At 70.1% G+C, this 21,366-nt stretch carries 19 protein-coding genes; 5 read left to right on the top strand and 14 right to left on the bottom strand.

Translation table 11 applies throughout. The features are described from left to right. Positions 1–64: 64 nt before the first annotated feature. Positions 65–1,030: a D-2-hydroxyacid dehydrogenase gene (locus tag NQV17_RS17680; protein ID WP_257773221.1), complete on the top strand. Its 966-nt coding sequence runs from the start codon at positions 65–67 to the stop codon at positions 1,028–1,030. A gap of 357 nt (positions 1,031–1,387) precedes the next feature. On the opposite strand, the gene NQV17_RS17675 is transcribed toward NQV17_RS17680, so the two are convergent. From NQV17_RS17675 to NQV17_RS17620, 12 genes are all read right to left on the bottom strand, one after another. Further along, on the bottom strand, positions 1,388–1,600 hold the full coding sequence (locus NQV17_RS17675) for a hypothetical protein (RefSeq protein ID WP_044843526.1): 213 nt from the start codon (positions 1,598–1,600) through the stop codon (positions 1,388–1,390). 286 nt (positions 1,601–1,886) lie between these two features. Further along, on the bottom strand, positions 1,887–2,324 hold the full coding sequence (locus tag NQV17_RS17670; RefSeq protein ID WP_257773220.1) for a hypothetical protein: 438 nt from the start codon (positions 2,322–2,324) through the stop codon (positions 1,887–1,889). A 220-nt stretch (positions 2,325–2,544) separates the two neighbouring features. After that, positions 2,545–3,468 (bottom strand): ABC transporter permease, encoded by a 924-nt coding sequence (locus tag NQV17_RS17665; RefSeq protein ID WP_257773219.1) that lies wholly within the window; start codon positions 3,466–3,468, stop codon positions 2,545–2,547. Next, entirely contained in the window at positions 3,468–4,340 is an 873-nt protein-coding gene (locus NQV17_RS17660) for an ABC transporter permease (protein WP_257773218.1), read from the bottom strand. Before NQV17_RS17660 ends, NQV17_RS17665 begins: the two co-directional genes overlap by 1 nt. A 145-nt stretch (positions 4,341–4,485) precedes the next feature. Beyond that, positions 4,486–5,565, bottom strand: a complete 1,080-nt coding sequence (locus NQV17_RS17655) for an ABC transporter ATP-binding protein (RefSeq protein WP_257773217.1) — start codon at positions 5,563–5,565, stop codon at positions 4,486–4,488. A 49-nt stretch (positions 5,566–5,614) separates the two neighbouring features. Next, positions 5,615–6,781, bottom strand: coding sequence for an ABC transporter substrate-binding protein (locus NQV17_RS17650; RefSeq protein ID WP_257773216.1), 1,167 nt, complete (start codon positions 6,779–6,781; stop codon positions 5,615–5,617). A gap of 280 nt (positions 6,782–7,061) precedes the next feature. Continuing rightward, a complete protein-coding gene (locus NQV17_RS17645; protein WP_257773215.1) occupies positions 7,062–7,637 on the bottom strand; it encodes an alpha/beta hydrolase in 576 nt (191 codons plus the stop codon). 22 nt (positions 7,638–7,659) lie between these two features. Beyond that, the gene (locus NQV17_RS17640; protein ID WP_257773214.1) at positions 7,660–8,988 is read right to left on the bottom strand and encodes an MFS transporter; all 1,329 of its coding nucleotides are present in this window, start codon (positions 8,986–8,988) and stop codon (positions 7,660–7,662) included. A 164-nt stretch (positions 8,989–9,152) separates the two neighbouring features. Then, the gene (locus tag NQV17_RS17635) at positions 9,153–10,208 is read right to left on the bottom strand and encodes a 3-keto-5-aminohexanoate cleavage protein (RefSeq protein WP_257773213.1); all 1,056 of its coding nucleotides are present in this window, start codon (positions 10,206–10,208) and stop codon (positions 9,153–9,155) included. Between the two features lie 120 nt (positions 10,209–10,328). Next, positions 10,329–11,177, bottom strand: a complete 849-nt coding sequence (locus tag NQV17_RS17630; RefSeq protein ID WP_124570502.1) for a TauD/TfdA family dioxygenase — start codon at positions 11,175–11,177, stop codon at positions 10,329–10,331. 10 nt (positions 11,178–11,187) lie between these two features. Continuing rightward, positions 11,188–12,168, bottom strand: a complete 981-nt coding sequence (locus NQV17_RS17625; protein WP_257773212.1) for a quinone oxidoreductase — start codon at positions 12,166–12,168, stop codon at positions 11,188–11,190. A 33-nt stretch (positions 12,169–12,201) separates the two neighbouring features. After that, the gene (locus NQV17_RS17620; RefSeq protein ID WP_257773211.1) at positions 12,202–13,185 is read right to left on the bottom strand and encodes a universal stress protein; all 984 of its coding nucleotides are present in this window, start codon (positions 13,183–13,185) and stop codon (positions 12,202–12,204) included. A 254-nt stretch (positions 13,186–13,439) separates the two neighbouring features. On the opposite strand from NQV17_RS17620, the gene NQV17_RS17615 reads away from it, so the two are divergent. The 3 genes from NQV17_RS17615 to NQV17_RS17605 all read left to right on the top strand — a co-directional run bounded on the left by NQV17_RS17615 (position 13,440) and on the right by NQV17_RS17605 (position 18,571). Next, complete coding sequence (locus NQV17_RS17615) at positions 13,440–16,133, top strand: LuxR C-terminal-related transcriptional regulator (RefSeq protein WP_257773210.1); 2,694 nt, start codon at positions 13,440–13,442, stop codon at positions 16,131–16,133. 286 nt (positions 16,134–16,419) lie between these two features. Then, positions 16,420–17,544: a porin gene (locus NQV17_RS17610; RefSeq protein WP_044843540.1), complete on the top strand. Its 1,125-nt coding sequence runs from the start codon at positions 16,420–16,422 to the stop codon at positions 17,542–17,544. Between the two features lie 322 nt (positions 17,545–17,866). Then, positions 17,867–18,571 carry a glutathione S-transferase N-terminal domain-containing protein gene (locus tag NQV17_RS17605; RefSeq protein WP_044843541.1) on the top strand — a complete coding sequence of 235 codons (705 nt, stop codon included), beginning with the start codon at positions 17,867–17,869 and terminating at the stop codon, positions 18,569–18,571. 156 nt (positions 18,572–18,727) lie between these two features. Here the strand turns inward: NQV17_RS17605 and NQV17_RS17600 are convergent, their stop codons facing one another. After that, positions 18,728–19,240 (bottom strand): MarR family winged helix-turn-helix transcriptional regulator, encoded by a 513-nt coding sequence (locus NQV17_RS17600; protein ID WP_257773209.1) that lies wholly within the window; start codon positions 19,238–19,240, stop codon positions 18,728–18,730. A gap of 135 nt (positions 19,241–19,375) precedes the next feature. Here NQV17_RS17600 and NQV17_RS17595 point away from each other — a divergent pair, with 135 nt between their 5' ends. Further along, entirely contained in the window at positions 19,376–20,560 is a 1,185-nt protein-coding gene (locus NQV17_RS17595) for an MFS transporter (protein WP_257773208.1), read from the top strand. Positions 20,561–20,610: 50 nt separating this feature from the next. Here NQV17_RS17595 and cobM read toward each other — a convergent pair whose 3' ends face one another. Then, positions 20,611–21,339, bottom strand: coding sequence for a precorrin-4 C(11)-methyltransferase (gene cobM, locus NQV17_RS17590; RefSeq protein ID WP_124485487.1), 729 nt, complete (start codon positions 21,337–21,339; stop codon positions 20,611–20,613). Between the last annotated feature and the right edge of the window lie 27 nt (positions 21,340–21,366).

Raw genomic sequence — 21,366 nt, 5'->3', positions numbered from 1 at the left:
CGTGCGCCGTTGGCAGAATCGTTGCCGTTGCGCGCCCGCCGGGCGCCCGTCAGCGAGGCCCGCCATGTTTTCCAGTTCCTCTCCCGCGCAGATCGTGTTTCTCGACCGCGCGACACTGTCGCCGCAGACCGTGCTGAAGCCGTTTCCGTTTCCGCACGCGCTGCGGACCTTCGAACGGACGACAACGGACGAAGTGGCCGCGCGTATCGGCGACGCGGACATCGTCGTGACCAACAAGGTCCGGCTCGACGCGACGGCGCTCGACCGTGCGCCGCACCTGAAAATGATCGCGATCGCCGCGACGGGTACCGACATCGTCGATCTCGATGCGTGCGCCGCGCGCGGCATCGTCGTCAGCAACATCCGCGGGTATGCGGTGCGCACGGTGCCCGAGCACACGTTCGCGCTGATCTTCGCGCTGCGGCGCAGCCTCGTCGCGTATCGCGACGCGGTGCGCGCGGGGCGCTGGCTCGACAGCGGACAGTTCTGCTTCTTCGATCATCCGATCCGCGACCTGGCCGGCGCGACGCTCGGGATCGTCGGCGACGGCGTGCTCGGCCGTGCGGTGGCCGGCATCGCCCGCGCGCTCGGCATGCGCGTGCTGTTCGCCGCGCACGGCGCTGCGCGGGGCGCCGGGCATGTGCCGCTCGACACGCTGCTGCGCGACAGCGACGTGATCACGCTGCACTGCCCGCTCACGCCGGCGACCCGCGGCCTGATCGACGCGGCCGCGTTCGCGCGGATGGCGCGCCGGCCGCTGCTGATCAACACCGCGCGCGGCGGGCTCGTGGATGAAGGTGCACTCGTCGACGCGCTGCAGTCGGGGCAGATTTCGGGCGCCGGCTTCGACGTGGTCACGCAGGAGCCGCTGCCGGCCGCGCATCCGTTCCACGCGATCCTGTCGCATCCGGCGTTCATCCTGACGCCGCATGTCGCGTGGGCGAGCGACGAGGCGATGCGGGCACTCGCCGACCAGCTCGTCGACAACGTTGCCGCGTTTGCGCGCGGCGAACCTCGGCAGGTGGTGTGACGCCGGTCGCTGCGGACCGAACCTGCGGACCGCGCGAATTCGGGGCGTGCAGTCAGGGCCGTGTAAATGGGGCGCGCAGATGGACCGTGCAAATGGCCCGCGCAAATGGAGCGGCCCCGCTCGATTGCTCGAGGCGGGGCCGACGGAACGGGGGCTGCTTACGCCAGCGACTCGGCACGTTACGGGTTCGTGCATCCGCCCTGTCTTGCGGCCGGTTTCCGAATTCCTGATGGGCGCTACTTCAAGGAATTCAGGCCGCCAAATCTGTAGGGCGAGTCCGAAACTGATGAAACGGTGCCCAGGACGCCGTTCGCTGCCGCGCGCCGACCGGCGCGCGAGCCTCGACGCGAAGATCGATCAGTAAGCGGACATCTCGACGCAAGGATCGACCTTGGACGGCGAGCAGATGACCGAATACTTGGCGCTTTCGCGCATCAGCGCTTCGCCTTCGTGCAGCGCGATCTTGATTTCGGGGTGACGCTCGTACGCGAGGAACGCGGAGCAGAAGACCGCGGACATCACGACCAGGGAAAACACAAATTTTTCAAGGGATTGGAGACGTTCGGGCATGGTTCGACCTTTCTTCTAGGCCGTGATTATAGCTCGAATTAAGGGTTTTCCCTATATACCGATCCGCATACCGAGGATGGGTTCGACCGATACCCGGTCGCGTTTGCGCCCCTTTTCTCCGCTAATTCGGGCTCGAGCGCAGGTCGAACAAGATGGGGCGCCGCCGCGGTCGCGGCACCCGCCGGGCCGTTCGCGCAGTCCGCCAGCGGTCCGTGGAGAACGGTACGGCTCCGCTCGCCGGGAGCGTCCTCTGAAGAAAGCGCGACGAAGCCCGTCGCCGGCCGCGTCACTGCGGCGCGGATGCGCCGCTCGCCGCGTTGCCCGGCCACGCCTTGCCGATCCTGTCGATCAGCGATTTGGCGGCGCCGGTCGCGATGGCCGCGTCGACGCCCGAGGTCTGCCACGAACCGTCGGCGGCCTTGACGAAGGTCAGGTTCGCGCGCGACGGCGCGTAATCGTGGTTGCGCCACGTGACCACGACGTCGCACGTGTAGGTCCGTTCGCCGACCTTCCTGCAGTCGCCGTCGGGTTTCGCGGAGATCACGTCGGCCGACACGGGCAGCGGCTGGCCGAACAGCGCGTTCAGGCCGCCGTGGTTTTCCGCTTCGAGCGCGCGGCGCACCGCGGCATCGACGTCGCTCGATCCGGGGCCGTCGTGGATCAGGTTGCAGGCGGCAAGCAGCGTGGCCGCACAGCCGAGCGTGAGCAGCGTGGGAAACTTCATGGAACTCCGCGAATCGGGTGAACGTCGGGCGGTATGCGGCGATGCGAGCGAACGTATCGCCGGGCCGGTACGCTGCGTAGTCTGCAACGTCCGTGCACGGTTCGCGGTATCCATTTGTAACCAATTGCACGGATGACGCGCGCAAGCATCGACGGACCGCCTGCATCGCTGCGCCGCCGTCCTTCGCGTTGAGTCACGTTACGCCACCGCACGTGGACGCCTATTGCCGCTCCTGCTTCACGCGACTCACGAGCTGCGTCGGGCTCACGAACTGCAGTGCGATCACGACCCACACGAGCGTGATGGCCATGTAGATCATCGCCATCGCGTCGATCGACTGCGGCGCGCGCACGCCGGTCGAGAACACCGCGTAATACAGCGCGACGACGAGCGTCTGCGTGCTCGGGCCCGCGGTGAAGAAGGTCAGCTCGAACATCCCGATCGTGCGCACCAGCACGAGCAGCCCTGCCGCGAGCATGCCGGGCACCAGCAGCGGCAGCAGCACGTAGCGGAAATAGCGCCACGTGTTCGCGCCGAAGATGCGCGCGGCGGCTTCGAGATTCGGATCGATCTGCTCGATGAACGGCGTCATCACGAGGATCACGAACGGCAGCGCCGGCACGAGGTTCGCGAGGATCACGCCCGGCAGCGTGCCCGCGAGCCCGACCTTGTACATCACGGTCGCCATCGGGATCCCGTACGTGACGGGCGGCACCATCAGCGGCAGCAGGAACACCAGCAGCGCGAAGCGCTTGCCGCGAAACTGCACGCGCGCGAGCGCATAGGCGGCCGGCACGCCGAGCGCGACCGACAGCAGCACCACCGCGCCGACCACTTCGACCGTCACCCACAGCACGCTCGCGAGCTGGAAGTCTTCCCACGCCTTGGCATACCAGTGCAGCGTGAAGCCCTGCGGCAGCGGCGTGCCGAACCAGCGCGTCGCGACCGAGTTCACCGCGACGGTCGCGATCAGCAGCATCACGTTCAGCAGGAAGAACGCCATCAGCGCCCACACGAGCGCCTTCCATGCTCGGCCGGCGAGGCTGCCGCGCAGTTTGCGCGGCTTCATCGCGTTGACCGGCTGCGCGCCGGGCGGGCTGTGCTTCGGGGGCCACGCCGGCGCGGCATGATTGTCGGTCGCCATCAGCCCTTGCCTCCCGTGACCGGACCGGTATAGAAGAAGCGGCGCGCGCCGAGCATCGACGCGACCACCAGCAGCTGCACGAAGCCCATCACGATCGCGATCGCCGACGCGAGCGAATAGTCGTAGCTCTCGAACGCGGCTTCGGCGGCCGCGATCGAGATCACTCGCGTCGGCCCGGCCGGCGCGCCGAGCAGCACGGCCGACGGGAACACCGAGAACGCCTGCACGAACGACAGGCACGCGGCCATCGTGAGCCCCGGCACGAGCAGCGGCAGGTAGATCCGCCGGAACTGCTGCCACGGGTTCGCGCCGAGCGTGGCCGCGGCGCGCGCGAGCGTCGGGTCGATGCCGCTGATGTACGACAGCATCAGCAGGAACGCGAACGGAAAGCCCGACACGATCAGCGACAGCAGCACGCCCCAGTAGTTGTGCGTGAGACGTACCTCGTCGGTGTACAGGTGCAGCCCCTGCAGCGCCTGCGGGAACCAGCCGTTCGGGCCGAAGTACGTGAGCATCCCGTCGGCGACGAGCACCGTGCCGAGCGTGACGGGAATCACGAGCAGCGTCGTGACGAACTTCTGGTACGGCGAGTTGCGGCGCAGCGCGAACGCGACGGGCACCGCAATGCCGACGTTGATCAGCGTCGCCGGCACCGCGAGCTTCAGCGTGACGAGCACGGTCGGCCACATCGCGGTGTCGGTGAAGAACTGCACGTAGTTCGCGAGCACGCCGCCGCCGTTCGTCGGCTGGAACGACAGCACGAGGCCGTACGCGAACGGATAGATGAACAGCGCGACGATGAACGCGAGCGCGGGCGTGACGAGCCACGCCTTCGCGTCGCGCACCGCGCCGCCGGTCGCGAGCGTGCTCATGCGGCCCTGCCTTTGCAGGTGCTGTTTCGACAGTGCCCGACAGAAGCATTCCGTTGCGCAGGAATGTGCGTCCGGCGGCGATGGGGGATGGTTTTCATGCTGGCCTCCCGGGGGCGCGCTGCCGCGCATGCGGCGCCGCGGCCGTTCATCGCGCGTCTCCCGCATAGACGAGCGTGCGCGCCGGGCTCACGCGCAGCCGCAGCCGTTCGCCCTGCGCGAATTCGCCGGCGATGCGCGCCCAGATCGGGCCGAACGGCGTGATCGCGCGAATGAGCGAGTCGCGGCCGCCGTATTCGACCGTTTCGACTGTCGCGTCGAAGGCGTTGTCGGCGCCTTCGTCCGCGCGCTCGACGTCGTCGGGGCGCAGCGCGACCACGACGTCCCTGCCGTCGAAGCCGGCCATCGGCACGCCGGTGACGCGCACGCCGGCGGCGGCGACGTTCACGTAATCGCCGGCCATGCCTTCGAGCGTGAACGGCAGCACGTTGCGATAGCCCATGAAGCGCGCGACGTGCAGGTTGTGCGGGCGCGTGTACACGTCCTTCGGCGACGCGACCTGCTGCACGACGCCCTCCTTCATCACGACGATCCGGTCGGCCATCGACAGCGCCTCGTCCTGGTCGTGCGTCACGTAGATCGTCGCGCGTTCGAGTTGCGTGTGGATGCGGCGGATCTCGGCGCGCATCTCGATGCGCAGCTTGGTGTCGAGGTTCGACAGCGGCTCGTCCATCAGCACCAGCGGCGGCTCGATGACGATCGCGCGCGCGATCGCGACGCGCTGCTGCTGCCCGCCCGACAGCTGCCCGGGCAGCTTGCCCTCGTGGCCGACGAGCTGCACGAGTTCGAGCGCCTGCTGCGCGCGCCGCCGCGTTTCCTGCTTCGGCACGCCGCGCATCTTCAGCCCGAAGCCGACGTTCTCGAGCACCGACATGTGCGGAAACAGCGCGTAGTTCTGGAACACCATGCCGAAGCCGCGGCGCTCGGGCGGCAGCACGTCGATGCGCGTGTCGTCGAGCCAGATGCCGCCGCTCGTGAGCGGCTGCAGCCCGGCGATGCAGTTCAGCGCGGTCGACTTGCCGCAGCCCGACGGGCCGAGCAGCGCGACGAACTCGCCGCGCCGGATGTCGAGATCGAGCCCGTTCAGTGCTGCGACCTGCGCGCCCTCCGCATTGGTGAAGCTGCGGCACACGCCGTCGAGCCGCAACCGTTCGAAACTGTGCTTCATTACGCGAACTCCGTCGGCGCGGGCGCCGCGGCGCCCGCGGGTTCATCCGTCATTTCGACTTCTGCGACCCGATCTCGCGGTCCCACTTCTGGAACGCGGCGACCATCGCCTGCGCGTTGAGCGGCTGCACGTGCGGACGCTCCGCGAGCAGCTTCGCGTACTCGGGGCGGCCGAACTTCCTGATCACTTCGTGGCTGTGCGCGGGCGCCATCTCGAGCGTCACGCCCTTCACCGCCGGGCCCGGATAGAAGTAGCCGTCGTCGTAGGTCATCGCCTGCTGCGCCGGTTCGAGCAGGAAGTTCATCAGCTTGAACAGCACGCCGAGCTTGTCCTTCGCCACGCCCTTCGGAATCACCATGTAGTGCGCGTCGTTGACCCACGTCATGTTGTCGAACGCCTGGATCCGGAAGTCGGCCGGCACGATGCCGAGCGCGCGCGGGTTGAGGTCCCAGCCGGTGACGGTCACGGTCATGTCGCGCGTGCCTTCGCCGAGCTCCTTCATCACGGCCGACGTGCCGCCCGGGTAGTACGGCACGCAGTCGTTGAGCTGCTTCAGGAACGCCCAGGTCTTGTCCCAGCCGTTGATCGGATCCTGCGGGTTCTTGTCGCCCAGCACGTACGGCAGCCCCATCAGGAACGTGCGGCCGGGGCCCGAGTTCGCCGGGCGCGCGTAGATCAGCTTGTTCGGATGCGCCTTGCACCACGCGAGCAGCTGTTCGGGCGTCTTCGGCGGGTCGCCGACCTTCGCCGGGTTGTATTCGAGCAGCGGGCCGGCCGGCATGTAGGTCACTTCGAGGCCGAAGCCCTGCGCGACATCCTGCATCTTGCGCGGGCCGGGCGCGTACCGGTCGAGCACGCCGGGGAACGCGCCCGCGTTGTCGGGCAGCAGCTTCAGCCACAGGTTCTGCTCGATGCCGGCGGCCAGCGCGTCGGTGCCGGTCAGCACGAGATCGATGTCGGCGCGCCCCGCCGCCTGCATCGCCTTGATCTTGCCCGGCAGCTGCGGCGCGGGCGCGTTCGTGAACGTGACGTTCGCGACGAGATTCGGGTTTTTCTCCTTGAACGCCTCGATGGCCTTCTGCGTGAGCTGCAGGTTGCCCGCGACGTCGACGACGTTCAGCGATACGGGTGCGGCAACGGCTGCCGCGGCCGACAGCGTGAAACCCAGCGCGAGTGCGATCCGGCGGACACGGCGAGCGATCGGGGTGGCGTTCATGTCTCCTCACTTCGGTCGGTGGATGGGACCTTTCTTTTCAGGAAATCATGACGGCGTTATACGATGTCGGTCAACAAAAAACCGACTGACGCGGGGCGGGAATTTCCCTAACAGAGACCTTCCGTTTCCCGAGGATTTGTAGATTGAACGATTTCGCGGTGCGACACGGCGACGGGCACGTGGCGTGTTAGGACGTCGTATGTCGCTGGCCGCTCAAATGGAATCGGTTCACATTGACGCGCCGGCAGGGAATTCATGCGCGGCGCGTTGCCGATGGCGCTCAGGCCGCACCGAGCGCGATCACCTCCCCGATCAGCCGCTCCGCATCCCGCCACTCGCCGTACCCGGACGCCGGGTTCAGGTGCCCCACCTCGCCGAGATCGACGAGCTTGCTGCCCCACCCGGCCGCCAGCACTTCGACGCGTTCGAAGCGCGCGAGCGGATCGTTGCGGCTCGCGGCCACGACGCTCGGAAACGGCAGCCGCCCGGTCGGTACCGGCGTCCAGCCGTTCGCGGCGATCGCGTCGGGCGCCGGATAACCGGCGGGCATCGGCGTATCGAGATCGGCCGGCGCCGCGAGCAGCGCGCCGTGGATCTTGCGCGTGGCCTGCCGTGCCCAGTGCACCGTGATCATCACGCCCGCGCTGTGCGCGACCAGAATCACGGGGCCGTCGATCGCGGCGAGCGCCGCATCGAGTGCCGCGACGCGCGCGGCGCGGCTCAGCTTGTCGGCTTCAAGCGGCGCGACGGACCGTGCGTTCGGCAGGCGTCGTTGCAGATGCGTCTGCCAATGGTCTTCGACGTGATCGCGCAAGCCGGGCACGATCAGGATGGTGGGCGCGGTCGCCAGGGTCATGCAGCCTCCGGGAGGGTTCGGTTCAGGAAAGGTGGGACGTGCGCCGTTCGCGTTCGACGCGCGCGAGATCGGCCGCGTAGCTCGCGCGTCCGATCGCGAACAGCACGGCGGCCGCGAGCGGCACGACGGGAATCCATTGCAGTGCGCCGACGAGGCCGGCGCGATCGGCGACCCACCCCGTCAGCAGCGGGCCCGGCGCCATGCCGAGCAGGTTGTTGGCGAGCGTGAGCGTCGCGAATGCCGATGCGTGGATCGCGGCGGGCGTCAGGTTCGCGACCATCGCGCCCGATGCGCCGGACGCGCCCGCGCCGACCAGCATGCCCGCGCAGATCAGCGCGAGTTGCAGCGGCCCGGGCGGCAGCCGGAACGCGATCGCGAGGCACACGCCGGTCAGCACGCAATACGCGATCGCGGTCAGCCACTTGCGCTTGCCGTCGGTCTTGCCGACGCGGTCGGTCACGATCCCGCAGCCGACCATCCCGACGCCCGACAGCAGCACGAAGCCGGCCGCGAGCACCGCGGCGCGGTCCGGCGCCATCGCGTAATAACGGTTCAGGTAGCTCGGCAGCCACGCGAACAGCGCGCCGGGCACGAACAGGTGCAGCCCGCTGCCGACATACGCGCAGATCACCGAACGCGATGCGAACAGCCCCGACATCAGCGCGCGCACGCTGCCGCGCAGGTCGCGCGGCGCGTCGGCATGGGGCCGGCACGGTTCGGCGCGGCAGGCCGCGAGCCGCCGTTCGGTGACCACGCCGCGGTACGCGACGAGCAGCACGATGCCGAGCGCGGCCATCACGCCGAACGACCAGCGCCAGCCAAGATGCGCGCCGACGAGGCCGCCGAGCGCCATCCCGAACACCGAGCCGAACGCGCCGCCGGCCATGAACGCGCCGGTCAGCGTCGCGCGCAGGCGCGCCGGAAAGATGCTGAGGATCAGTGCGACGCCGACGCTGCCGTACGCGGCTTCGCCGAGCCCGACGAGGCCGCGCGCAACCAGCATTTCGGCGTAGTTGGTCGACAGCGCGCAGCCGAGTGTCGCGACGCTCCACAGCGCGGCCATCAGCACGATGCTGCGCACGCGGCCGAAGCGGTCGGCGAGCACCGACAGCGGAAACGTCAGCAGGCCGACCAGCAGCGCGACGACGCCGGACAGCGAGCCGAGCTGCGTGTCCGACAGTCCCCACGCGTGCTTGAGCAGCGGAAACACGGCATTGAGCACCTGCCGCGACATGTAGTCCGATAGCAGCAGGCCGACGGTCAGCCCGAACACGAGCCAGGCATAGGCCGGCGCGCGCCGCCCGGTGGCCGCCACGTCCTGCAGCGACGGCTCGACGTGATGAATCAGCATGCGTGTCTCCTCCGGCACCGGTGCGGCAACGCGCCGGCGCGGCTTGCGCGGCCCCGCTCCGTTCGTCGGAGCTTGCCTCGCGCACGACGCGAGGGTGGGTGCCGCGCCACATCGATCGGCGGGCGGCGCTCGCGGGCCGCCCGGTTGCACGGTTGCCCGATGCGTCAGGCCGCGCGCAGCGGCACGCTCAGCTGGCCCGGTCGGCGGTTCGGCGCCATCCCGAGTTGCGCGAGCGTCTCGTCGACGCCGTCGTACTGCACGCCGATCCGGTAGATCGCCTTGGCTTCCTTGCCGGTGGCGATCTCGCGCCCGAGTTCGCGCGCGATCCGCGCGCACTGCTCGACCTGCTGCACCGACGTCATCCGGTTGCCCTTCTGGTCGATGATCGTGTCCTCGATCCCGCAGCGCGGATGCAGGCCGAGCGCCATCGCGACCGTGTTGATCGGCAGCACGTTCTTCATCAGCGATTCGAGCGTGATGCACGCGCCGTCCGGGCAGCGCCGCACGAATTCCATGAAGTTGTACGGATTCGGGCCGTCGAAGCCGCCGCCGATGCCGACCCACGTGACGTTCAGCGGCCCGCGATAGACGCCGCGGCGGATGATCCGCTCGAGCGTCTCGAGCGCGTGCATGCCGGTGAGCTGGAAATGCGGCTGGATGCCGGCCGCCTGCAGCCGGCGCAGGTGCTCGTCGACCCAGCCGGGGCCGGCCGGCACGGTCATCTCGCGGTACGCGTCCCACAGCGTGGCCTCGTTCAGCGAGGTGCCGGCGATGTCCTTGCGGTTCATCAGCTCGGTGATGTTCATCTGCACGGTGTTGATCGCGACCGTCACCTGGTCGGGCTTCGGCGTCAGCTCGGCGAGCATGTGACGCGTGTCGTCGGACAGCCATTTGGCCTCGGCGCCGTCGCCTTCCGGCGCGAACGAGATCGAGCCGCCGACCTGCAGGATCATGTCGGGCACCGCCTCGCGCAGCCGGCCGAGCAGCTCGTTGAATTTCGACAGCCGCTTGCTGCCCTTGCCGTCGAGCTCGCGCACGTGCAGGTGCAGCACCGTCGCGCCCGCGTTGTAGCAGTCGACGGCCTTCTGCACGTGCTCGTCCATCGTCACCGGAATGTCTTCCGGAAAGTCGGCGGGCATCCATTCGGGGCCGTACGGCGCGACCGTGATGACTACCTTGTCCTGGTTTTCCGGGTGCAGCGAATCGTCGAGAAATTGCATGTCGTCCTCCAGTGGGAATCGTTTTAGTGCAGGCGTACGGGCGTGCGTATCCCGCCGCGCCGGGCGGCTGGCCTGGCGCGTCGTGTACAGGGTTGCGAGTCGGTTAAGGTGCGGGCGCGTTCAGAACGGCACGTCGCCGACGATGCCCGCACGCTCCATCCTGCGCACGCACGGCGGGTAGTCCATCACCGCGTAATGCTGGGTGCTGCGGTTGTCCCAGATCGCGACGCTGTTCTTCTTCCAGCGCCAGCGCACCTGGTATTCGGGGATGTAAGCCTGGCTGATCAGGTATTGCAGCAGCTGGCCGGCGCCCGGATTCGCGTCCTGCCCGACGCGCACGCGCCCGGGCGTATGGAAGTTCGTGAAGTGCGTCGTGAACGCGTTCACGTACAGCACCTTCTCGCCCGTTTCGGGGTGCGTGCGCACGACCGGATGCTCGGCGTCCGGATACTGCGCCTTCAGCGCGAGACGCTTGTCGACCGGCATCGCCGCGCCGAAGCTCGCCTCGATGCTGTGACGCGCGCGCAAGTCTTCGATCTGCTGCTTCACGTGTTCCGGCAGGTTCTCGTACGCGAGCACCATGTTCGCCCACATCGTGTCGCCGCCAACCGGCGGACCCTCGATGCAGCGCAGCACACAGCCGAGCGGCGGTGCCACGCGCCAGCTCGCATCGCTGTGCCACGCATTCTCGTAGCGGTCGTTCGGCTGGTCGGGCGACTTATAGATCCGCACGAGCCCCGGGTGCTCGGGATCGCTGCCGGCGACCGGATGATCCTCGAGCTCGCCGAAGCGCCGTGCGAACGCGACGTGCTCGGCGCGCGTGATGTCCTGGTCGCGCAGGAACAGCACGCGATGGCGCAGCAGCTGCGTGCGGATTTCGGCGAACAGGCCGTCGTCGTGCACGGCGTCGGCGAGGCTCACATCCAGCAGTTCCGCGCCGATCGCGCAGGTCAGGGGTTCGACTCGCATGCGCGTCTCCTCAGACGATGAATACCGACGAGCCGGTCGTCTTGCGCGACTCGAGATCGCGGTGCGCCTGCGCCGCGTCCTGCAGCGCATAACGCTGGTTGATCTCGATCCGGATGCGGCCGGCCGCGACGTGCGCGAACAGCTCGCCGGCCAGGTCGTTCTTCTCGGCCGGATCGGCGATGTAGTCGGCCAGCGCCGGGCGCGTCAGGTACAGCGAGCCCTTCATCGCGAGGCGCTGCGGGTCGAACGGCGGGATCGGGCCCGACGCGGTGCCGACGCAGACCATCAGCCCGCGCCGCTTCAGCGAATCGAGCGAGCCCTCGAAGGTGTCCTTGCCGACGCTGTCGAACACGACGTCGACGCCGGCGCCGTCCGTCAGTTCGCGCACGCGCTTCGCGACGTCCTCGCGGCTGTAGTCGATCGTATGGTCGCAGCCGTGTGCGCGGGCGATCGCGGCCTTGCGTTCGTTCGACACGGTGCCGATCACCGTGAGCCCGAGCAGCTTCGCCCATTGCGACACGATCAGCCCGACGCCGCCCGCGGCCGCGTGCAGCAGGATCGTGTCGCCCGGCGCGAACGCGTGGATGCGGCGCAACAGGTACGCCGACGTCAGGCCGCGCATCGTCATCGCCGCGGCCGTTTCGCAGGCGATCCCGGCCGGCAGCTTCACGAGCGGCGCGGCGGCGATCAGCCGTTCGGTGCTGTACGCGCCGAGCGTGTTCAGGAAGCCGGTGTAGGTCACCCGGTCGCCGGCGGCGACGTTCGTCACGCCGGGGCCGACGGCCTCGACCACGCCGGCGGCCTCGACGCCGATGCCGGCCGGCAGCGGCACCGGATACAGGCCGCTGCGGAAATACGTGTCGGCGAAGTTCAGGCCGACGGCCTCGTGCCGCAGGCGGACCTGCCCCGCGCCCGGGTCGCCGACTTCGACCGCTTCCCAGCGCAGCACGTCGGGGCCGCCGGTTTCGTGGAATCGCACTGCATGTGCCATCTGGTTCTCCGTAGGATTTCAGTCGGATGCGCGTCACGCATCGTCGGGTTCGTCCGCGCCCGGCGTCGTCGCGGCTGAGCCGCTCGCCGGAGGCGCGTCCAGTTCGGTCCAGTCGGCGTCGCTCAAATAGCGCCGCGCGGCCGGGAAAATCACGCCTTCCATGCGCCCCATCTGCTCGAACGCGCCGCGCGCGTAGACGGCGAGCGCGGCATCGAACGCGGCCGACGGCAAGCCGTCGGCGGCGAGCCGAGTCAGCGCTTCGAGCGCGTGCGCATCGCGGCGCCGCTGGCGGTCGAGCTCGTCGAGTTCGGCCGCGGTGCTCTCCGTCCGCCTGCGCAATGCCACGCACAGGCGTGCTTCGGCGGACGTGCCGAAACGCGCGTCCTGCAGCGCCGCGAGCGACGCCAACGCGGCACGCACCGCCATCGTGCGGTCTGCGTCGGCGGCCGGCCGCGTTGTCGTGGCCGGGTCTTCGCTCGCCAGCGTCGGCGCCTGCAACTGCGTCAGCGCCTGCAACTGCGCGCCGAGCGCGCGATGCGCGGCGAGACAGCGGGCCATCACGCGCGCCTCTGCCGGCGCACGCCGCGCCGGGCACACGAGCACCGGCACGCCGCTCGTCGCGAGCAGCAACCGCCGTTGTGCGGCCGCGCCGGCATCGGCATCGTGCGGCAGCGCCGCGACGCCGATCAGGTCGCAGCCGAGCTCGCCGGCGAGCGTGGCGGGCGACGTGCCGCCGGCCGCCGGGTGGCCGGCCCCCGGATCGCCGGCCGCCGGATCGCCGGCCGCCGCGATCGCATGGGACAGGCCCTGCGCCCGTGCGGCGGCTTCCACTTTCGCACCGTGTTCCGGCATCCGCGCTCCGGATAAACGCGAGGCGGAGCCGGGCGATTGCGGCGCCGCTCCGGACAGCACGAACGTGACCCGCGCGCCGACCGCATGCGCCAGTTCGAGCGCATGGCCGATCGCGTCGATGCCGCCGGGCACGCCGTCGACCGTCACGAGCAGATGGCGATACATCGTGCCGCTCCGTTTATCCGGCGCTCGGCGCGCTGCGGCGCGCGCCGGTCGATACGATGTTCATGGTCCCTCCCCGTTGCATTCGTCAATCGCGTTCGTCACGCCTCGGAACCCATGCTATCGGCCGGGCGGCGGCGCGGCCCCACTCGCCGCGGGGGGGATTGACGCGCGAACGCGGTTCGGCCGATCCTTCCCCCCACGCCCACCCCGGACGCCGGCCTGCACGGCAGCGCCGGATTCCGACTGCTGCCCCGATGGCCCACCCACCCGATCGCGCCGACGCGCCCCCCACCGAACTCGTGCTGAAGACGACCGCGCCGCGCGTGCCGGCGCAGTTGCTCGTGCGCGCGCGGCTGAGCCTCGCCGCGGCGGCGTTCGACGCCCGGCCCGTCACGCTCGTGCAGGCGCCGGCCGGCTACGGCAAGACCTCGCTGCTCGCGCAATGGCGACGCGAATCGCTCGCGCTCGGCCGCGCGGTCGTGTGGCTGTCCGCCGACGAGCGCGACGACGCGCCGCGCCTGCTGCAGGGGCTCGTGCAGGCGGTGCGCACCGGTTGCGCGCGGCCCGCGTTCGGGCGCCTGATTCCGGACGGCGCGGCCCGCGCGCTGGAGGGGCTCACCGCGTGGCTGGCCGAAGTCGCGCAACTGTCGATCGACGCGCTGCTGATCGTCGACGATGCGGAGCGGCTGCCCGCCGCCGGCCTCGACGCGCTGACCTACGTGCTGCACAACGCGCCGCAGAACCTGCGGGTGGTCGTCGCGGCCCGGCGCGGGCTCGATCACGCGGCCGGCGACCTGCTCGCCGGCGGGCAATGCACGCTCGCGGGCCCCGACTGGCTGCGCTTCACGCTCGACGAGACGATCGCGCTGGTCGGCGCGCGCTTTGCGCAGCGGGTCGACGCCGACGCGTGCGCGCGGCTGTTCGAGCGCGTCGACGGCTGGCCGCTCGGGCTGCAGCTCGCGATGGCCGCGATGGCGCGCTCGGCCGATCCGCGCCAGGCCGTCGATGCGCTCGCCGCGCGCATGGACGGCACGCGCGACCGGCTCGTCGAACTGCTGCTCGCGAATTTGTCGGCCGACGACACCGCGTTCCTGACCCGCACGAGCGTCGCCGACCGCCTGCATCCGTCGCTGTGCGCCGCGCTGCTCGACGACGCGGCCGCCCCCGACCGGCTCGCACGGCTCGCGCGCGACACGCCGCTGTTCATCGCGTCCGACGCTTCCGACTGGTGCCGGCTGCATCCGCTCGTGCGCGATACGCTGCGCGACCGTCTGACGACGAGCGCCGAAGCGGACCGCAGCGCGCTGCACGCACGCGCGGCCGCGTGGCTCGACGCGCACGGGATGACGGAGGAAGCGGCGCGCCACGCGTATGCGGCCGGCCAGTTCGAGACGGCATACGCGCTCGCGCAGCGCTGCCTCGAGGACGCGATCAAGCAGGGCCGCATCAACGACGTGCTCGACTGGCTCGCGCTGCTGCCCGATGCGGAACTCGACAAGCGCCCGACGCTGCGGATCGCGGTCGCGTGGGCGCTGGCGCTCGGCGAGCGCCATGTCGAGGCGCGGCGCCAGATCGCCGGCATCCTCGCCGACCCCGGCACGCCGGCCGCGATGCGCTACGAATGCGCGCTGATCCTCAGTGCGGCGGCCTACTACGCGGACGAAATCGACCATTTCGTCGAGCTGTTCGAACCATGGGCCGACTTCACGCCGCCCAGGGCGACCTGGCTCGCGCAGATGCATGCGAACCGCCTGTCGGCGCGCGCGATCATCGTCGGCGAACCGGCGCAGGCGCGCCGCTTCCAGCAGGCCGCGCCGCGCGGCGCGACCGCGGCCGGGTTCGGCTACGTCGCGCGCTGGGGCGAGCTGATCACCGGCCTGAGCTACCTGCGCGAGGGCCAGATCCGGCTCGCGGACGACGCGTTGTCGCCGGCGCTCGCGCGCGCGGAAGCGGACCTCGGCCGTCGCCATCCGCTGACCTGCATGCTTGCGGCGATGTGCGCGGCGATCGCGTACGAGGCCGATCGCGTCGACCAGGCCGCCGCGCTGCTCGCGAACCGGCTCGACGTGCTCGAGCACGCGGGCACGCCCGACACCGTGCTGCTCGGCTACCGGACGGCCGCGCGCATCGCGCTGCTGCGCGGCGTCGAGCATCGCGCGATCGACCTGCTCGAGGCGCTCGACGCGATGGGCGTCGCGCGCCGGCTGCCGCGCCTGTCGGTCGCGAGCCTCGCCGAGCAGGTGCGCATTCACGCGGCGCGCTATCGCGAGGCGACCTGCCATGCGCTGGTCGAGCGGATCGATGCGATCGCCGCGGCCGAGTTTCCGTCGCACGGGCCGCTGTGGCGGCGCCCCGTCGTGCTGTTGCAGGCGATGGCGCACGCGGGCGCCGCGCTTGCCGCGCGCCGCTGGGACGATGCGTGCGCGGCGCTCGACGAAGCCGCGGTGCTGGCCCGCGAAATGAGCATGGGACGCGAGCGCATCGAGATCATGGCGCTCAGCGCGTTCGCGCTCGAACAGTCCGGGCACGGCGGCCGCGCGCTGCTCGACGAGGCGATGAACCTCGCGGACATGTTCGGCCTCACGCGCACGCTCGCCGACGCGCATCCGGCCGTCGCCGACTGGGCGCGCCGCATCGGCGACGAGACGGTCGCGGGCGACGGACCCGCCCGGCCCGCGCAGCCGCAGCCGCGCATCGTGCCGCCCGCGCCGCGCAGCACGGCCAGCCCGCGCGCGGTGCCGAGCGTCGTGCTGACGCCCAAGGAGCGCGCGATCCTCGAGCTGCTCGCGCGCAACCTGTCGAACAAGGAGATCGCGGTGGCGCTCGCCGTCGGCGAGGAAACCGTGAAGTGGCACCTGAAGAACCTGTTCGGCAAGCTCGACGCCAGCTCGCGCAAGCACGCGGTGCGCCGCGCGCTGGTGCTCGGGTTGCTCGAAAGCGCGCCTTGACGCGCGCGTTGCCCGCCTGCGCACGTCCGAAGCGACTTAACTGGCCTTGATCCGCCTCGATCGGCCTTGCCCGGCCGTTGATGACAACCGCGTTGCCCGGGTTCCCCGATTCTCCGCAACCCTGCCCCCCGCGCATGGGGGGGAGCGGCCGCGCGCCGTTGCGTAGTCTTTCCGCACGGCTCGCACCGGCGTCGCACCCGGCGCCCTCCCGCCTGCCTCGATGCTTCCCCCGCTGCACCCGCCCGGGCTCGATCCCGGGCGGTCCATTACGATCCTGGAGACTTCGATGAAGACGAAACTGGCCGCGCTCGCGGCGCTTGCCGGCAGTGCGGCGCTCGCGCACGCGCAATCCTCCGTCACGCTGTACGGGGTGGTCGACACGGGCCTGCTGTACCAGAGCACGTCGGCCGCGTCGTTCGGCCCGAACGCGCCGAACACCGGCAAGGTGTTCCGCATGAAGGACGGCGGCATCTATTCGAGCTTCTGGGGCATCAAGGGCAGCGAGGACATCGGCGGCGGCTACAAGGTCAACTTCAAGCTGCAGGGCTCGTTCGACAGCGGCACCGGCAGGATGCAGCTGAGCGACACGCCGGGCGCCGTCGCGATCTTCAACCAGGTTGCGTCGCTCGGCGTGTCCGGGCCGTTCGGCACCTTCACGGCCGGCCGGCAGATCGTGCCGATGATCTACGCGATGGCCGACACCGACGTGCGCAACGCGCAGTTCTTCGGCAGCGTGCTGACCGCGTGGCTCGGCCTGAACACCGCGGCCGGCTGGCCGGGGACGAGCACCAACGGCGCGATCGGCGCGCTGTACGACAGCAATGCGCTCGTCTATCAGTCGCCGACCTTCGCGGGCGCGTCGATCGCGCTCGAATACGCGCCCGGCGGCGTCGCCGGGCAGTTCCAGGGCGGCACGCGCGAATCGGTCGTGCTGCGGTATTCGAACTACGGGCTCAACGCGTCGGCCGTCTACTACAACGGCCACGACACGAATCCGGCGCCGGGTGTCGCGCCGACCGGCGTCGACAACAACCGCTTCATCTATGTCGGCGCGAAATACACGATCCGCGATTTCTCGGTGTCGGCGTCGTACGGCAACGGCAGGAATCCGTCGCATGCGGACAAGGTGAACCTCGACATGCTGTCGGCCGGCGTCGGCTATCGGTTCACGCCCGCGTTGCAGGTGACGTCGGCGGTGTATTACCTGAAGGACCGCAACCGGTCGGAAAACCGCTCGACGGCCGTCGTGCTCACGGCCGACTACAGCCTGTCGAAGCGGTCGATGGTCTATGCGCAGGTCGGCCACGTGAACAACCGCGGCACGATGAACCAGATGCTCGTGTACGGGCAGCCGGTCGCGCCCGGGGTCGGCACGACCGCGGCGATGGTCGGGCTGCGGCACAACTTCTGACGATGCAGTGCGGTGTGGCACGGGTGCCGCAGCGCGCAGGGCCTGGCGCGATGTCCGCAGGCATCCGTTCGCGACACGTCGATGCGTCGTCTGTTGAGGCGGCTGACCGAAACAGGCAGGCGCGCTGCGCGCGGCGGCGCACGGACACGACGCGCGGCCGCCGTCTGCAGCGATCGCGGGGATCGGCTACAGTGGGCGTCTTCGGCGCGCCCCGCCCGCCGGTCGATGCGTTCGTCCCGTTCCTGCCGCCGTGTCAGCGGCTGCCGGCGACGCGTAGCAGGCCGGCGGGGCGCGGATCCTCAACGTTGACGAACGAACCCCCATGCCCGATCTGTCCGCCTTCCCGATCACGAAAAAATGGCCGGCCCAGCATCCCGACCGTCTCCAGCTGTACTCGCTGCCGACGCCGAACGGCGTCAAGGTGTCGATCATGCTCGAGGAAACCGGCCTGCCGTACGAGCCGCACCTCGTGCGCTTCGACACGAACGACCAGTTGTCGCCCGAATTCCTGTCGCTGAACCCGAACAACAAGATCCCGGCGATCATCGATCCGAACGGCCCCGACGGCCGGCCGCTGGCGCTGTTCGAATCGGGCGCGATCCTGATCTATCTCGCGGACAAGACGGGCCAGCTGATCCCGAAGGATCCGGCGGGCCGCTACGAGACGATCCAGTGGGTGATGTTCCAGATGGGCGGCATCGGCCCGATGTTCGGGCAGGTCGGCTTCTTCCACAAGTTCGCGGGCCGCGACTACGAGGACAAGCGTCCGCGCGACCGCTACGTCGCCGAATCGAAGCGCCTGCTCGGCGTGCTCGACGCGCATCTCGCGAACCGCAAGTGGGTGATGGGCGATACATACACGATCGCCGACATCGCGATCTTCCCGTGGGTGCGCAACCTCGTCGGCTTCTATGAAGCGGGCGACCTGGTCGGCTTCGGCGAATTCAAGCATGTCGCGCGGGCGCTCGACGCGTTCGTCGCGCGTCCGGCCGTCGCGCGCGGGCTCAACATCCCGGCACGCGGCTGAGCCGCGCGGCGGGCGCACGCGGTGCGGCCCGCCGTTTGTCCGGCCCGCCGGCGGCGCGCGGCGGGCGGTTCACGCGCTGCCTTCCTTTTGCGCGTTTCCTGTCGGCGTTTCCATTTCCCGCTCGTCGCGCTCGTTCGACGTGACGATGCGGCGGCGCTACCTATCGGCCGACGCCGACGCTTCTCCTCCCAATCCCGCCAGCAGCTTTTCGAGCAACGCCGCAAGTTGCGCCTGCTCCGCCTCCGACAGCGCGGCCAGCATCGCACGCTGATTGTCGACGTGCGCGACCACCGCATCGTCGATCAGCGCGCGGCCCGCGTCGGTCAGCGCGACGAGCGTGCCGCGGCCATCGGCCGGGTTCGGCCGGCGCTCGACCCAGCCGGCCTTCTGCAGCCGGTCGATGCGCGCGGTCATCCCGCCCGACGACATCATCAGCGCGTCGTACAGCGCGGTCGGTGTCAGCGCGAACGGCGCGCCGCTGCGCCGCAGCGTCGCCAGCACGTCGAACTCGCCCGGCTGCATCCCGTAGCGCGCGAACAGCGGATTGAGACCGTCGTGCGCGATCACGAGCGCGGCCTCCTGCAGCCGTCCCATCACGAGCATCGACGACGCATCCAGATCCGGACGCTCGACGCGCCATTGCGCGAGCGCATGCGCGGCTCGATCCATTAACCCTCCTCGGCTCGCCAGTTATCTTGACGTCGAGATAAATACGCATTTATCTTGATGTCGAGATACTTTACATGAAAATGCACGGCGCGCCTGACGGAGCTGTCGTGCACCGATATCGAGGGCCACTCCATCATGAATCGCTTCACTTCCCCCGGCTGGCGGCTGGCCGCCATCGTACTGGTCGGGTTGAACCTGCGGCCCGCGCTGGCCGCGATCGGTCCGCTGCTCGACATGATCCAGCGTGCGACCGGCATCGGCGACGGCGCGGCGAGCCTGCTGACCACGATCCCGATCCTGCTGATGGGCCTGGGCGCGCTCGGCGCGCGGCGGCTGCAGCGCGTGACGGGGATCGCCGGCGGCGTGTGGCTCGGCGTCGTGCTGATCGGGCTCGCGTGCGCGTCGCGCTTCGGCGCGCAGCACGCGTGGCTGCTGCTCGCGAGCGCAGGTTGCGCGGGCATCGGGATCGCGATGGTGCAGGCGCTGCTGCCGGGGTTCGTGAAGGCGCATTTCGCGACGCGCATCGGCGGCGCGATGGGCGTCTATTCGACGTCGATCATGGGCGGAGCGGTGCTCGCGAGCGTCGTCGCGCCGTTCGCCGCGGCCCGCTGGGGCTGGCTGGTCGCGCTCGCGGGCTGGGCGCTGCCGGCCGCGGTCGCGGCGCTCGCGTGGCCGCTGGCCAGTCGTGGCGGCGACGCACCGGCGTCCGGGCCGACGGCCGCGCCGCCGATGCAGGCGCGGCCGTCGCGCTCGCCGCGAGCCTGGCGGCTCGCGATGTTCTTCGGGATCGCGACGGGTGCCTACACCCTCGTGCTCGCATGGCTGCCGCCGTACTACATGCGGCTCGGCTGGTCGCCGACCGCGGCCGGCAGCCTGCTCGGCGGCGTGACGCTCGCGGAAGTCGTCGCGGGGCTGGCGATCTCGGCGACGATCGACCGCCTGCCCGATCGCCGGCCCGCGCTGCACGCGGCGATCGCGTCGCTGTTCGCCGGATTGCTGGTGATACTGGCCGCGCCCGACGCGCTCGCGATGCCGGCCGCGCTGCTGCTTGGCGCGGGGATCGGCGCGCTGTTTCCGCTGTCGCTGATCGTCACGGTCGATCATGCGGCGACGCCGGCCGATGCGGCATCGCTGACGGGGTTCGTGCAGGGCGTCGGCTATCTGGTCGCCGGGTTGTTTCCGTTCGCGGCCGGCATCGTGCGCCAGCATCTCGCGGATCTGACGCCGGCATGGATCGCGATGGCATGCCTGTGCGTCGTGCTGTTCGCGCTGGCGGCCGGCTTCGCGCCGCAGTTTGCGCGGCGTGTCGCGCGTGCGTAGCGCCGGTCAGACGCGGCGCGTGAAGGCGTCGCCCCGGTTCGTGGCCGGCATCACCCCCCGCTCGCGTACAGCGTCGAATCCGCGAACCCTTCCGCGTCGAGCACGCGTCCGATCAGGATCAGCGCGGTGCGTTCGATCTGCGTGCCCTGCACCTTGCCGACGATGTCGGCCAGCGTGCCGGTCACGCGTTCCTCGTCGGGCCAGCTCGCGCGGTAGATCACCGCGACCGGGCACGCGGGCCCGTAATGCGGCAGCACTTCGTCGACGATCCGCGCGAGATGCCGCACGCCGAGGTGAATCGCGAGCGTCGCGCGATGCGCGGCGAGCGCGCCGAGCGCTTCGCCTTCCGGCATCGTCGTCTTGCCCGCGAAGCGCGTGAGGATCACCGTCTGTGCGACACCGGGCAGCGTCAGCTCGACGCCGAGCGTCGCCGCGCAGGCGGCCGTGGCCGTCACGCCCGGCACGATTTCATAGGGAATCCCGAGCGCTTTCAGCCGGCGGATCTGTTCGCCGATCGCACCGTACAGCGACGGATCGCCCGAATGCACGCGCGCGACGTCCTGCCCTTTCGCATGCGCGTCGGCGAGCAGCGCGACGATCGCGTCGAGGTCGAGCTCGGCGGTATTGACGACCCGTTCCGCGCGATGGCCGTCAAGCACGGCCGGCGGCACGAGCGACCCTGCATACAGGATCACCGGGCACGTGCGCACGAGGCGCTGGCCCTTTACCGTGATCAGCTCCGGGTCGCCTGGACCCGCGCCGATGAAATACACCGTCATCGAAAAATCTCCGTCAATTCATGGGGC

It is taken from the genome of Burkholderia sp. SCN-KJ, assembly GCF_024656005.1.
In the GTDB taxonomy this organism is placed as follows: Bacteria; Pseudomonadota; Gammaproteobacteria; order Burkholderiales; family Burkholderiaceae; genus Burkholderia.
Note: the sequence above shows the minus strand (reverse complement) of the source record. Positions and strands in the feature narration are given on the sequence as shown.